A 13,838-nucleotide genomic window follows, 5' to 3' on the forward strand; every position below is an offset into this window, starting at 1 on the left:
GCTCGCTCCTACATCAGGATTGGGGCAAGCCCCACATGGTGATTACTTCTTGGGCTTGGCCTTAGCCTTGGCACCACGCTGACGCTGGGCTTCAAATAGGCACACGCCCGTCGCCACCGACACATTGAGGCTGCTGACACTACCGGCCATCGGCAGGTGCACCAGATAATCGCAATGCTCACGGGTCAGGCGGCGCATGCCTTTGCCTTCGGCGCCCATGATCAGGATGGTAGGGCCGGTAAGGTCCTGGTCATAAATGCTGACCTCAGCCTCCCCCGCCGTGCCCACGACCCACAGGCCGCGCTGCTGGAGCTTCTCCAGGGTACGCGCCAGGTTGGTCACGGCCACCAGCGGAATCACTTCCGCCGCACCGCAGGCGACTTTACGCACCACCGGCGTCAGGGTCGCGGACTTGTCCTTGGGCACGATCACTGCCAGCGCACCGGCAGCATCCGCCGAACGCAGACAGGCGCCGAGGTTGTGCGGGTCGGTCACGCCGTCCAGCACCAAGAGCAACGGTGCACCTTCGGTACGGTCGAGCAGCTCGTCGAGCATCGCCTCGCCCCACACCTGGCTCGGACTGACGTCAGCCACCACACCTTGGTGAACGCCTTCGACCCACACGTCCATTTCACGACGCTCGGCCTGGCCGATGGCAACCTTATTCTGCGTGGCCAACTCGACCAGCGCCTGTACGCGCGGCTCGCTGCGACCTTCGGCCAACCACACCTGCTTGACGCGCTTGGGATGGTGACGCAGCAGTGCTTCTACGGCGTGCACGCCGTAGATTTTTTCCAGACTCATGACTTGGCCTTAGGTTTGCGCGACCCGCCGCTTTTTGCGGGAGCCGAACCCGCTTTTGGCGGGCCTTTACGGTGTTTACTTGGCTTGCTCGACGGCTTTTCCGCCCCGTGGGACTTTCCCCCAGACGCCGCTTTACCACCGCTTTTGGCTTCGTTGAGCAACTGTTGCTTCAACTCGCGGCTCTTGCGCAGCTCGGCGTTTTTCGCCGCCGCGTCGCTTGGGCGGTAGGCTTCAGGGGCCTTGTCCTTGGCGGAAGAACGACGACCAGCCTTGGCAGGTGCAGGCTCGGCCGTGGTTTTTGGGGTGGCCGCTTTGCCTTTGGACGCAGGCGCTGTGGTTTCACCACGTTTTTTACGACCCGCAGGCTCTGCCGGTTTGTCAGGCATGCCGAAGTCGATCTTGCGCTCGTCGAGATCGACACGCATGACCTGCACTTCAACGGTATCGCCCAAGCGGAAGCTGCGACCGGTGCGCTCGCCCGCCAGGCGGTGATGCACAGGATCGAAGTGGTAGTAATCACCCGGCAAGGCGGTGACGTGCACCAGGCCCTCGACGTAGATGTCGGTCAGCTCGACGAACAGGCCAAAGCCGGTCACGGCGGTGATGACACCCGGGAACGACTCGCCCACGCGATCCTTCATGAACTCGCACTTGAGCCAGTTCACCACGTCGCGGGTGGCTTCGTCGGCGCGGCGTTCGCTCATGGAGCACTGCTCGCCCAGTTGTTCCAGGGCCGCTTCGTCGTACGGGTAGATCCGTGCTTTCGGAATGGTCATGGCACCGGCGCGCTTGACGTGCGGGGTGTTCTGCTTGGAATGGATCACGCTGCGGATCGCCCGGTGCGTGAGCAAGTCCGGGTAACGCCGAATTGGCGAAGTGAAGTGGGTGTACGCCTCGTAATTCAGGCCGAAGTGGCCCTGGTTATCGGCGCTGTACACCGCCTGGCTCAGCGAGCGCAGCATCACGGTCTGGATCACGTGGTAATCCGGACGGTCCTTGATGCTGGCCAGCAGGGCCTGGTAATCCTTCGGCGTCGGGCCGTCCTTGCCTTTGTGCAGAGACAGGCCGAGTTCGCCGAGGAAGGCGCGAAGTTTTTCCAGGCGCTCCGGCGGCGGGCCGTCGTGCACACGGTACAACGCAGGAATTTCGTGCTTCTTGAGGAACTCGGCAGTGGCCACGTTGGCCGCCAGCATGCACTCCTCGATCAGCTTGTGCGCGTCGTTACGGGTGGTCGGGGTGATCGCCGCAATCTTGCGCTCGGAGCCGAAGACAATGCGGGTTTCCTGGGTTTCGAAATCGATCGCGCCACGGGTATGACGGGCACCCAGCAACACCTTGTACAGCGAGTACAGCTGCTTGAGGTGCGGCACCACGCCAGCGTACTCGGTACGCAGGGCCTTGGCTTCGCTGGTCTTCGGCGTTTCCAGGATGGTGCTGACCTTGTTGTAGGTCAGGCGTGCCTGGGAGTGGATCACCGCTTCGTAGAACTGGTAGTCGGTCATTTCGCCGGTTTTGGAGATGGTCATCTCGCACACCATGGCCAAACGGTCGACTTTCGGGTTCAGGGAGCACAGGCCGTTGGACAGCTGCTCGGGCAGCATCGGGATCACGCGCTCTGGGAAGTACACGGAGTTGCCGCGCACCTGGGCTTCGTTATCCAGGGCCGAACCGATCTTCACGTAGCTGGACACGTCGGCAATCGCGACGTACAACTTCCAGCCGCCGGAGAACAGGCGCAGCTTGCCAGGCTTGGCTTCGCAGTAGACCGCATCGTCGAAGTCGCGGGCATCTTCACCGTCAATCGTGACAAACGGCAGATGACGCAGGTCGATGCGTTTTTCTTTGTCTTTCTCTTCGACTTCCGGCTTGAGCTTGGCGGCTTCCTTGAGCACGGCCTCAGGCCAGACGTGAGGGATATCGTAGGTGCGCAAGGCAACGTCGATTTCCATGCCCGGCGCCATGTAGTTGCCGACCACTTCAACGATATCGCCCTGGGGCTGGAAGCGCGCCGTTGGCCAGTGGGTGATTTTCACCTCGACGAACTGGCCGACCTTGGCGGCGCCATTACGGCCCGGGGTGATCAGCACTTCCTGCTGGACCTTCGGGTTATCCGGCACAACGAAGCCGATGCCGCCTTCTTCGAAGTAACGGCCGACGATGGATTCGTGGGCGCGGGACACCACTTCGACGATCACGCCTTCACGACGACCACGGCGGTCGAGGCCAGAAACCCGCGCCAGGGCACGGTCGCCATCGAACACCAGACGCATTTGCGCCGGGCTCATGAACAGGTCGTCGCTGCCATCGTCCGGGATCAGGAAGCCGAAGCCGTCACGGTGGCCGGCAATGCGACCCAGGATCAGGTCCAGCTTGTCGACCGGCGCATAAGTGCCACGACGGGTGTAGATCAATTGAGCATCGCGCTCCATCGCACGCAGACGGCGGCGCAGGGCTTCGAGCTGGTCTTCGGTGGTCAGACCGAATTCTTCAACCAGTTGCTCACGGCTAGCAGGCGAACCACGATCGGCGAGGTGCGCCAGGATCAGTTCGCGGCTAGGAATAGGGTTTTCATATTTTTCCGCTTCACGAGCGGCCTCGGGATCGAGGGACTGCCAATCGGCCATTAGAGAGTTTTCACCTTGTCTATATGCGGGTTAGTTTGGCATACGCGTATTGAAACGGGAAATTTCAGGTATCAACAAGCGTTTAAAAGCCCTTTGCGACCCCCGGCGCGCACCTTGCACGACCACTGGCGAAATTTTCCAGGCTTTTTTCATGGCAGGGGTTTACAGCTCAAATATCGCTCCGTATAGTGCGCGCCATCGACGACGGCAACGTTGTTGATGCTGCCCAGGTGGTGAAATTGGTAGACACGCCAGCTTCAGGTGCTGGTGATCGCAAGGTCGTGGAAGTTCGAGTCTTCTCCTGGGCACCAAATTCAGATCAAACCCGCGAAAGCGGGTTTTTTCGTTTCAGGCCTCTGATTTTTAACGGAAAAATTGATTTATATTTTTCGAATCAGGGGTTTACAGATCAAAAGCCCCGCCGTATAGTTCGCCCCATCAACAGCGGCAACGTTGTTAGATAATGCCCAGGTGGTGAAATTGGTAGACACGCCAGCTTCAGGTGCTGGTGATCGCAAGGTCGTGGAAGTTCGAGTCTTCTCCTGGGCACCAAATTCAGATCAAACCCGCGAAAGCGGGTTTTTTCGTTTCCGAGGTTTGAAAACTTCCCCCATGATTTCCCCCTCATCCGCACTTGAGAAGATTTATCGTTTATCCTTGCAATGATTTGTTGCATATAAGCGAGGAACACTTCGGATGATGATCCGTGACAACCGACTCAAGACATCCCTTCTGCGCGGCCTGACCCTCACTCTACTCAGCCTGACCCTGCTCTCGCCCGCCGCCCACTCTGCCGACAAGGTCTCCCTGACCTTATACAACGGCCAACACAAAGAAGTCGGCGATGAACTCGCCAAGGCCTTCGAAGCCAAGACCGGCATCCACGTCAACGTGCGCAAAGGTAGCAGCAACCAGCTGGCCAGCCAGGTCGTCGAAGAAGGTGAGCGCTCCCCTGCCGACGTCATCTACACCGAAGAATCACCGCCCCTCAACAAACTCGGCGAGCAAGGCCTGTTGGCAAAAATCGATGCCAGCACCCTCGATGTCCTGCCCAAGGATTACGTGGGCAAAAACGGCGACTGGATGGGCGTGACCGCACGCACCCGCGTCGTAGCCTTCAACCCCAAACTGATTGCCGAAAAAGACCTGCCCAAGTCGGTACTGGATTTTGCCGGCCCCGAGTGGCAAGGCAAAGTCGGCTTCGTCCCCACCAGCGGCGCGTTTCAGGAGCAAGCCGTGGCGATCATCAAGCTGCACGGTCGCGAAGCCGCAGAAGAATGGCTGACCGGCCTGCGCGCCTTCGGCAAGGTGTACAGCAACAATATGGTTGCCCTCAAGGCCGTGGAAAAAGGCGAAGTGGCCACCGTGCTGGTGAATAACTACTACTGGTTTGCCCTGAAAAAGGAAAAAACCAATCTGGATTCCCAACTGCACTACTTCACCGATGGTGATGCTGGCGGCCTGATCACCGTATCCTCCGCTGCCGCACTCAAATCCAGCAAGCATCCCAAAGAAGCTCAGCAATTGCTGGCATTCATGGCCAGCGAAGAAGGCCAGCGCGTGATCACCAACACGTCGGCCGAGTACCCGCTGCGCAAGGGCATGGAATCGAACCGCGGCCTCAAGCCATTCAGCGAGCTGCAGCCACCAAAGGTCACCCCCGCAGACCTGGGTAACGCCGAAGAAGCCCTGGAACTGGAACGTGACGTTGGCCTGAACTGATGAACCCATCGCTTTCCGTCACGGGGTTCACCCCCCGTCGCAAACGCCCATCAATCTGGCTGCTGCTGCCTGTGCTATTGCTGGTTGGCCTGAGCCTGTTGCCGCTCGCCTATGTCGGGCTCAAAGCCTGGCAGGCGGGCTGGACGGAGGCGGTGCATCTACTGTGGCGACCTTATGTGTTCGGGCTGCTGCGCAACACGCTGGCATTGATGGTCGGCGTGACCCTGACCTGCGGCGTGATCGGCCTGTCCCTGGCCTGGCTACTGGAACGCAGCAACCTGCCAGGACGGCGCATCTGGGGCGTGATCCTTTGCCTGCCGTTTGCGGTGCCGGCGTTTGTCAGCAGCTTTACCTGGGTGTCGCTGAGCGCTCAGTTCGAGGGGCTCGGTGGCGCGATCCTGGTGATGAGCCTGTCCAAATACCCGCTGGTGTTTTTGCCGGTGGCGGCAACACTGCGCAATCTAGACCCCTCCCTGGAAGAATCGGCCCGCACGCTAGGGCTCAACCGCTGGGGCGTGTTCTTTCGCATCACACTCCCGCTGCTGTGGCCATCGCTGCTGGCCGGCTCACTATTGATCGCACTGCACATGCTGGTGGAATTCGGCGCGCTGTCGATTATCGGGTTGCAGACCTTCACCACCGCGATCTACCAGCAGTTCGAACTGGAATTCAGCAATGCCAATGCGGCAATGCTCTCGGCAGTGCTGCTGGTGATGTGCCTGACCCTGCTATGGCTGGAACTGCGCGTACGCGGCAAAGGCCGGCACGTGCGCATCGGCCAGGGCGCGGCGCGGCACGCCGAGCAGGTTCGACTCGGCAAGTGGGCGCCATTGGGCCAGGTGTATTGCCTGGCGCTAGCGATCATCGGCAGCGGCATCCCACTGGGAATGCTCGGGTATTGGTTGGCAGTCGGTTCGTCGGCAGCGTTTCCGATGGCCGAGATCGGTGAGGCGCTGCTGTCTTCCCTGGCGCTCTCGCTGGGCGGCGCCGCACTGTGCCTGGTACTGGCAGTACCGGTTGGTTTGCTAGTGGTGCGCTACAAAGGGCAACTGGCAATATGGGCCGAACGCTTGCCGTACTTGCTGCATGCCCTGCCCGGTCTGGTCATTGCGTTGACCCTGGTGTATTTCGCCCTGCATTACGTGCCGGCGCTGTACCAGACCTCGGCATTGCTGCTGATTGCTTATGCGCTGCTGTTTTTGCCATTGGCGCAGGCGCCGATTCGTACAGCGCTGAACAAGGCGGCGCCACAGTTGGAAGAGGCTGCGCGCACGTTAGGCGCATCGTCCTTCAGTGCGTTTTGCCGGGTGACGTTGCCAATTATCTTTCCGGCGCTGGGGGCGGCGTTTGCCTTGGTGTTCCTGGATGCGATGAAGGAATTGACGGCGACATTGCTGCTGAGCCCGACCGGGCTGAATACCTTGGCGACGGCCGTCTGGGCGCATACCTCGAATGTGGAATTTGCGGCGGCGGCGCCGTATGCAGCGTTGTTGATTCTGGTGTCGGGGTTGCCGGTGTATCTGCTTACGACGCGGATGTATTTGAGCCGCTGAAACAGCTATCGCAGGCAAGCCAGCTCCCACAGTTGACCGCGCTCCAACTTTGGAATGCAGTTGAATGTGGGAGCTGGCTTGCCTGCGATGAGGCCCTTCCAGACAACCTCAAGCCCTGAACTGCCCCAAGCTCGCCTTCAACTGCGCCGCCAGCCCATCCAGCACCTTCCCACTGGCCGTCGTCTCTACCACCGCTTGCGCCGCACGCTCGGCCTGGGCATGGATCACCTCCACGCGCCCACGCACCGCATGCGCGCCCTGGGCTTGATGCTCGGCCGCGCGCGTCGCCAGGCCAATCGCCGCATGCACCTGCTCCACAGAAGCCTGCACCGTCTGCTGCAAGCGCACGCTGTCGCGCAGCACCAGCAAGCCCTCACTGGCCTGGCGCCCCGCCTTGCCGATGGTTTCCACCGCCTCACGCGCGCCCTGCTGCAATGCCACGATATGCGCCTGGATATCGCCAGTGGAGCTTTGAGTCTTGCTCGCCAGCGCACGCACTTCATCGGCCACCACCGCAAAGCCGCGCCCAGTCTCGCCAGCCCGTGCCGCCTCGATGGCCGCGTTGAGAGCGAGCAAGTTGGTTTGCTCGGCGATGCCGTGAATCACGGTCAACACCACTTCAATCTGTTCGCTTTGCTGCGCCAGCCGTTCGATCACCTGGGAACCGGCCTGCACCTGCCCCGCCAACGCCTCGATCAAGCTACCGACTTCAGCCGAGGTTCGTGAGTTTTCATCCGTGGCCTGGCGAATATCCACCACCTGCTGCAACGCCGCCTGCATAGCGTGACTTTCGGCCTGGGCCTCGTCGGCCATTTGCGACAAAGCGCGCAAACTCTCGGCCACTTCATCACGCTGCAAGCCCGCCGCCGCATCGGCGCCAGCATTGCGCAATGTCATGGCACCGATTTCCACACCGGTACGCTGGGCCACGTCGCCTGCCTCCCGTACGATGGGCTGCAACTTATCCACAAAGCGATTGACCGCCGAGGCCATATCGCCGATTTCATCCTTGCTGTTGATCTGCACGCGCTTGGTGAGGTCGCCCTCGCCGGCCGCCAGATCATCCATCGCGGCAATCAGCAACTTCAGGCGATTGACCACGCGTCGCCCCAGCACAATGGCGATCAGCAGCAATACCCCAAGCCCCACCAGTGCCAGCCCCATGCCGATGCGCCAGCGCAGGGTGCCCGCCGCGTCTTGCACGGCGCTGGCGGTATTGGCCGTCATTTGCGTGGCAGTGGCTTGCGCCGATTGCAGCCGGGCGCCCATGGCGTTGGCGCTGTCAGCGGCGGCTCCCTTGAGGCTGTCACCCACCAGTTGATCACCGCTGGCGATCAGCGTGGCAAAGCGCTTATCCAAGGCTTGCAGGTCGGCTTCAACCATCGCGGTCGACACGCCCATGCGCACCTTGCCGATTTCCACGCCGTTGGGGCTGATGGAGGCTTCAACGTAGTACACGGAAGGGTCAGTCTTGGCCGCGTCCAGTACCTTATCCAGAGCACGCTCACCCGCGCCTTTTGCCAGCAACGCCTGGTTGATCGGGTTCTCACGGTTCAGATAACGCGTCAGGTGCTCGCCTGCGGCGTCGTCATACACCACGAACAGCACATTGGGGTTGCGCTGGGCCCGGCGGGCAAACTCTGAAAGGGTCGGCACGTCACTGTCCCACATGGCGCGGGGCGCGACCGAGGCCAGCAGTTGCGCCATGTCATTGGCGGAGTCCTGCAGGTCTTTTTCCAGCGTCGCACGCAACTGCTTTTGCTCTTCCTGCAAGCGCGTGGAAAGCCCAGTTGTCAGTCGCTGGCGCGTGCTGGCGGACAGGCTGTCCAGGCTGGACGTGACTTCCTTGCCAGCTTGGGCCAGTTCGCCAGACAACTTCTGGCTATCAATGCCCAGGCGATTGCCCAAATCGGCTTCCAGCGCCGTCACCGTGCTCCGCGTCAGCGCGACGGCCACCAGCACTTGCACCAAAAGAGCGATACCAAGGGTAACGAACACCGGCCGCAACAGACGGCTTTGTAACAACGAGAGAACGGCAGACACTGGAAATCCCTCCACCACGGGTGCCACTAATTTGATAGCACCTCGAAAGAGGGAAACACAGCAAGGGTCGTGCCGCTTGCCAGGCAGAAACGACAAAGGGCTCCCGAAGGAGCCCTTTGCTTTTCACATCAACAGCTTATTACGCGAACGGGTGACGCAGAACGATGGTCTCGTTGCGGTCCGGGCCCGTCGAAATAATGTCGATCGGCGCACCGATCAGCTCTTCCACACGCTTGATGTAGGCGCGGGCGTTGGCTGGCAGCTCTTCCAGGGTCTTGGCGCCCACGGTCGATTCGGTCCAGCCTGGCACTTCTTCGTACACAGGCTGCAGGCCCACGTAGCTGTCAGCGTCAGTCGGGGCAACATCGTTGCCTTGGGCGTCTTTGTAGCCGACGCAGATGTTGATGGCTTCCAGACCGTCGAGTACGTCCAGCTTGGTCAAGCAGATGCCCGAGATGCTGTTCACATCGATAGCGCGACGCAGGATAACGGCATCGAACCAGCCGCAACGACGAGCACGGCCAGTGGTGGCGCCGAATTCGTGGCCTTGCTTGGCCAGGTGCGCGCCGACGTCGTCGAACAGCTCAGTCGGGAACGGGCCCGAACCTACGCGAGTGGTGTAGGCCTTGGTGATACCCAGGATGTAGTCCAGGAACATCGGGCCAACGCCAGAACCGGTCGCAACGCCACCAGCGGTGGTGTTGGAGCTGGTCACATACGGGTAGGTACCGTGGTCGATGTCCAGCAACGAACCCTGGGCACCTTCGAACATGATGTCCTTGCCAGCGCGACGCAGGTCGTGCAACTCGGCCGTCACATCCAGCATCAGCGGCTTGAGCAGCTCAGCGTATTCCTTGCACTCGGCCAGTGTCTTTTCAAACTCGATGGCTGGCTCTTTGTAGTAACCCACCAGCATGAAGTTGTGGTAATCCACCAGTTCACGCAGCTTGTCTTCAAAGCGCGGCATGTTGAGCAGGTCGCCCACACGCAGGCCACGACGTGCAACCTTGTCTTCGTAGGCCGGGCCGATGCCGCGACCGGTGGTGCCGATCTTCAGCTCGCCACGCGCCTTTTCACGGGCCTGGTCCAGCGCAACGTGGAAGGACAGGATCAGCGGGCAGGACGGGCTGATACGCAGGCGCTCGCGCACCGGTACGCCTTTCTCCTCCAGCTTGGTGATCTCGCGCAGCAGAGCGTCAGGTGCAACCACCACGCCGTTGCCGATCAGGCACTGCACGCCTTCGCGCAGGACACCCGACGGGATCAGGTGCAAGACAGTTTTTTCGCCATCGATGACCAGGGTGTGGCCAGCGTTGTGGCCACCTTGGTAGCGCACTACGGCGGCAGCATGTTCGGTCAGCAGATCAACGATCTTGCCTTTGCCCTCATCACCCCATTGGGTGCCCAGGACTACGACATTCTTACCCATAACACTTGTCCTCATTCGCGCAAACTTGGTGCCGGCGATGGCCGGCAGGAAAACTCAAGAAGCCAGTGGCGATACTTGCCAAAGCCCGTTCTGCTGAATCAATTGCCGGTCGCAGTCCGCTTCACGGGCGGCGGCCAATGGCTGCCCAGGCAAGGCCTGGACTACACGCTGACCCTCACGGCGTAACTGGCAAACCTGCTGCCAGAGCGCTGCGTCCGTACTGTCGGGCATCCAGATGCCACCAGACGGCAGCTCGACCTCAGCACGCCCCAGGGTCACCAGGGTTTTCAAATCGGTGGAAAAACCAGTGGCCGGACGCGCACGACCGAAGTCGGCGCCGATATCGTCATAGCGACCACCTTGGGCGATGGCCTGGCCAACACCCGGGACGAATACCGCGAACACCACACCGGTGTGGTAGTGGTAGCCGCGCAATTCACCCAGATCAAAATACAGCGGCAGCTCCGGGAACCGCGCCGACAGGCGCTCGGCAATTGCCAGCACATCGTCCAGTGCTGCCAATACCGGTGCCGGCGCATTGGCCAGGCGCTCACGCGCAGCCACCAGCACTTCACGGCCGCCGCACAGGTCTACCAGCGCCCGCAGCATGCCAGCCAGTTCAGCAGGCACACCCTCGGTGAGAGCGATCACTTCATCGATCGCCTTGCGCTGCAGGGCATCGAACAACTGTTGCTCCACTTCACCGGACAACCCGGCAGCACGCGCCAGGCCACGGTAGATACCGACGTGGCCCAGGTCCATGTGCACGTCCGGCACATCCGCCAGTTGCAGCATGGCCAGCATCAGGCTGATCACTTCAACATCGCTGCTCGGGCTGGCATCACCGTACAACTCGGCGCCCAACTGGATCGGGCTACGGGAGGACGACAAGGCGCGCGGCTGGGCATGCAGTACGCTGCCGGCGTAGCACAGGCGGCTGGGGCCTTCGCGACGCAGGGTGTGCGCATCTATGCGCGCCACTTGTGGCGTGATGTCGGCACGGAACCCCATTTGCCGGCCCGATTGCGGGTCGATGACCTTGAAGGTGCGCAGATCCAGGTCCTGGCCCGCGCCGGTCAGCAGGGATTCCAGGTACTCAATATGGGGAGTCACGACAAACTCGTAACCCCAGCTCTGGAACAGATCCAACACCTGGCGACGCGCTACTTCAATGCGCGCAGCTTCTGGTGGCAGTACTTCTTCGATGCCATCTGGCAGCAGCCAGCGGTCTACCGTTGCCATTACGCCATTCCCCTTTGATCCGGGCGGCCAGCCCTCGGCCGAGCCTTGAGTGAAGCAGAAAATACCCGCCCCTTGCATAAACCACGCGCAAGAGCGACGTGACGAACGGCCTGCAAACGGCCTCGTCGGGCACTTTCCTCGAAAAACCTGTCACGCCTGCCGAATCAAACATGCAGACGCAAAAAAGCCGGGAATTTCCCGGCTGCCGCATCATACACCCGTTTTCTGAAAGGATCACCCCGCCAGGCATTTTAGCCGCCCGACGGAGTGCGCCTTACAGAATCACGGGCTGGTTACTTGGACTTTTCCAGGTAGCGGAAGAAGTCGCTGCTTGGGTCCAACACCAGTACGTCGGTTTTGTTCGCGAAGCTTTCACGGTAAGCGCGCAGGCTACGGTAGAACGCGTAGAACTCCTGGTCCTGGCCGTAGGCCTTGGCGTAGATCGCCGCGGCTTGAGCATCGCCGTCACCACGAGCCTCTTCAGACTCACGATAAGCTTCTGCCAGCAGTACACGACGCTGACGGTCGGCATCGGCACGGATACCTTCAGCCAACTCGTTACCCTTGGCGCGGTGCTCACGCGCTTCACGCTCACGCTCGGTGCTCATACGCTCGAACACGCTGCGGTTCACTTCCTTGGGCAGGTCAATGGCCTTGACGCGAACGTCGACCACTTCAATACCCAGCTCTTTTTCCGCCATGGTGTTCAGCGAACGGGTGATGTCAGCCATCAGCGCATCACGTTCACCGGATACCACCTCGTGCAGGGTGCGCTTACCAAACTGGTCACGCAGGCCCGATTCCAGACGACGGGACAAACGCTCGTCGGCAATCTGCTTGAGGCCGGAAGTCGCGGTGTAGAAGCGCTCGGCATCCTTGACGCGCCACTTGGCGTAGGCGTCAACCATCACGGCTTTCTTTTCCAGGGTCAGGAAGCGCTGTGTCGGTGCATCCAGGGTCATCAGGCGGGCGTCGAACTTGCGCACCTGGTTGACGTAGGGGACTTTCACATGCAGGCCCGGCTGGACATCCGCCTGGACCACGCGACCGAATTGCAGCAGCACCGCACGCTCGGTCTGAGCGACGATGTAGAAGCAGTTCCAGGCAGCGATGACCACGACGACGCCCACAATCAGGGCGGTCAGCGATTTATTGCTCATCAACGGCTCTCCCTGGTACGTGTTTGCTGTTGCAGCAAGTCAGCGGCCGCACGGGCGCTCGCTTCGTTGGCAGCGGCATTCGAACCGGTGGACGGTGCACTGGCGCCGCTACGACCACCTTCGATCATCTTGTCCAGCGGCAGGTACAGCAGGTTGTTCTGCCCACCTTTGCTGCCGGTCACGAGAACCTTGCTGGTGTTGCTGAAGACTTCCTGCATGGTGTCCAGGTACAGACGCTCGCGGGTCACTTCAGGAGCCTTGCGGTACTCGGCGACCAGCTTGGTGAAACGATCTGCCTCACCCTTGGCGCGGGAGACCACCTCATCGCGATAACCGTTGGCATCTTCAAGGATGCGCTGGGCCTGACCACGGGCTTCCGGCACAACGCCGTTGGCATAGGTTTCAGCCTGGTTGCGCGAACGCTGCTCGTCTTCACGTGCACGGATCACGTCGTCAAAGGCTTCCTGCACTTCACGCGGTGCCGCTGCGCTCTGTACGTTCACCTGGGTAACGGTGATACCGGTGCGGTAAGTGTCGAGGAAGCGTTGCAGACGCTCCTTGATTTCGCTGGCCATCAACTCACGACCTTCGGTGAGCACCTGGTCCATGGCGGTGGAACCCACCACGTGGCGCAGGGCACTTTCGGTTGCGTGTTGCAGGCTGATTTCCGGCTGATCAACGTTCAGCACGAAGTCTTGCAGGTTGCTGATCTTGTACTGCACGGTCAGCGGCACTTCGACGATGTTCTCGTCTTCGGTCAGCATCTGGCCCTGCTTGGTGTACGCACGCTCACGCGTCACGTTCTCCATGTACTTCTTGTCGATCGGCGGGAAATAGATGTTCAGGCCTGGCCCGACAGTCTCGTAGTACTTGCCGAAGCGCAGCACCACGGCTTGCTCCTGCTCGTCCACCACGTAGACCGCGCTGTACAGCCATACGGCCGCGAGCACGACAAGACCCAGGCCCAGCAGGCCATAGCCACCGCCCTTGCTTGTGCGACCGCCGTCGTCACCACCACGTTTTTTTCCACCACCGAACAACCCATTCAGGCTTTCCTGCAGCTTTCGGAAGGCCTCGTCGAGATCCGGTGGCCCCTTGCGGTCGCCATTATTGCGGCGCTTACCACCCCAAGGATCCTGATTATTCGAGTTGCCACCCGGCTCATTCCAAGCCATAGCGCTCTCCATCTGATAAAGCAAAGACGCACCCACGGCGCGCCGACCAATGCTACAGAATGCCTGCTACTGCGGCACAACCGCTT

Annotated in this window: 9 protein-coding genes and 2 tRNA genes; 4 read left to right on the top strand and 7 right to left on the bottom strand. The window is 60.9% G+C overall.

Annotated features, from left to right (window positions below; translation table 11 throughout):
* Positions 1–42: 42 nt before the first annotated feature.
* Both rlmB and rnr read right to left on the bottom strand, forming a co-directional pair.
* Positions 43–804 carry a 23S rRNA (guanosine(2251)-2'-O)-methyltransferase RlmB gene (gene rlmB, locus APH41_RS10580; RefSeq protein WP_003188074.1) on the bottom strand — a complete coding sequence of 254 codons (762 nt, stop codon included), beginning with the start codon at positions 802–804 and terminating at the stop codon, positions 43–45.
* Complete coding sequence (rnr, locus tag APH41_RS10585; RefSeq protein WP_054896269.1) at positions 801–3,428, bottom strand: ribonuclease R; 2,628 nt, start codon at positions 3,426–3,428, stop codon at positions 801–803. Before rnr ends, rlmB begins: the two co-directional genes overlap by 4 nt.
* Positions 3,429–3,652: 224 nt before the next feature.
* Between rnr and APH41_RS10590 the strand changes: the two genes are divergently transcribed.
* The 4 genes from APH41_RS10590 to APH41_RS10605 all read left to right on the top strand — a co-directional run bounded on the left by APH41_RS10590 (position 3,653) and on the right by APH41_RS10605 (position 6,703).
* Positions 3,653–3,739 (top strand) — tRNA-Leu (locus APH41_RS10590).
* 154 nt (positions 3,740–3,893) lie between these two features.
* Positions 3,894–3,980, top strand: a tRNA-Leu gene (locus APH41_RS10595).
* A gap of 144 nt (positions 3,981–4,124) precedes the next feature.
* On the top strand, positions 4,125–5,150 hold the full coding sequence (locus APH41_RS10600; RefSeq protein ID WP_034125652.1) for an extracellular solute-binding protein: 1,026 nt from the start codon (positions 4,125–4,127) through the stop codon (positions 5,148–5,150).
* Positions 5,150–6,703: an iron ABC transporter permease gene (locus APH41_RS10605; protein ID WP_054918853.1), complete on the top strand. Its 1,554-nt coding sequence runs from the start codon at positions 5,150–5,152 to the stop codon at positions 6,701–6,703. The genes APH41_RS10600 and APH41_RS10605 overlap by 1 nt, the downstream gene beginning before the upstream one ends.
* 108 nt (positions 6,704–6,811) lie before the next feature.
* Here APH41_RS10605 and APH41_RS10610 read toward each other — a convergent pair whose 3' ends face one another.
* The 5 genes from APH41_RS10610 to hflK all read right to left on the bottom strand — a co-directional run bounded on the left by APH41_RS10610 (position 6,812) and on the right by hflK (position 13,752).
* Complete coding sequence (locus APH41_RS10610; RefSeq protein ID WP_054918855.1) at positions 6,812–8,746, bottom strand: methyl-accepting chemotaxis protein; 1,935 nt, start codon at positions 8,744–8,746, stop codon at positions 6,812–6,814.
* A 139-nt stretch (positions 8,747–8,885) separates the two neighbouring features.
* Positions 8,886–10,175 carry an adenylosuccinate synthase gene (locus tag APH41_RS10615; RefSeq protein ID WP_014716669.1) on the bottom strand — a complete coding sequence of 430 codons (1,290 nt, stop codon included), beginning with the start codon at positions 10,173–10,175 and terminating at the stop codon, positions 8,886–8,888.
* A gap of 54 nt (positions 10,176–10,229) precedes the next feature.
* Positions 10,230–11,417 carry an ATP phosphoribosyltransferase regulatory subunit gene (locus tag APH41_RS10620; protein ID WP_003188066.1) on the bottom strand — a complete coding sequence of 396 codons (1,188 nt, stop codon included), beginning with the start codon at positions 11,415–11,417 and terminating at the stop codon, positions 10,230–10,232.
* A 293-nt stretch (positions 11,418–11,710) separates the two neighbouring features.
* Positions 11,711–12,577, bottom strand: a complete 867-nt coding sequence (hflC, locus tag APH41_RS10625) for a protease modulator HflC (RefSeq protein ID WP_003188064.1) — start codon at positions 12,575–12,577, stop codon at positions 11,711–11,713.
* Complete coding sequence (gene hflK, locus APH41_RS10630; protein WP_003188062.1) at positions 12,577–13,752, bottom strand: FtsH protease activity modulator HflK; 1,176 nt, start codon at positions 13,750–13,752, stop codon at positions 12,577–12,579. The genes hflC and hflK overlap by 1 nt, the downstream gene beginning before the upstream one ends.
* Positions 13,753–13,838: the final 86 nt, after the last annotated feature.

The organism is Pseudomonas sp. NBRC 111138 (genome assembly GCF_001320835.1).
GTDB lineage: Bacteria > Pseudomonadota > Gammaproteobacteria > Pseudomonadales > Pseudomonadaceae > Aquipseudomonas > Aquipseudomonas paracarnis.

Coding starts and splice junctions, on each gene's coding strand:
- APH41_RS10615 (WP_014716669.1), bottom strand. CDS start 10,175: ATGGGTAAGAATGTCGTAGTCCTGGGCACCCAATGGGGTGATGAGGGC.
- rnr (WP_054896269.1), bottom strand. CDS start 3,428: ATGGCCGATTGGCAGTCCCTCGATCCCGAGGCCGCTCGTGAAGCGGAA.
- rlmB (WP_003188074.1), bottom strand. CDS start 804: ATGAGTCTGGAAAAAATCTACGGCGTGCACGCCGTAGAAGCACTGCTG.
- APH41_RS10600 (WP_034125652.1), top strand. CDS start 4,125: ATGATGATCCGTGACAACCGACTCAAGACATCCCTTCTGCGCGGCCTG.
- APH41_RS10620 (WP_003188066.1), bottom strand. CDS start 11,417: ATGGCAACGGTAGACCGCTGGCTGCTGCCAGATGGCATCGAAGAAGTA.
- hflC (WP_003188064.1), bottom strand. CDS start 12,577: ATGAGCAATAAATCGCTGACCGCCCTGATTGTGGGCGTCGTCGTGGTC.
- APH41_RS10605 (WP_054918853.1), top strand. CDS start 5,150: ATGAACCCATCGCTTTCCGTCACGGGGTTCACCCCCCGTCGCAAACGC.
- hflK (WP_003188062.1), bottom strand. CDS start 13,752: ATGGCTTGGAATGAGCCGGGTGGCAACTCGAATAATCAGGATCCTTGG.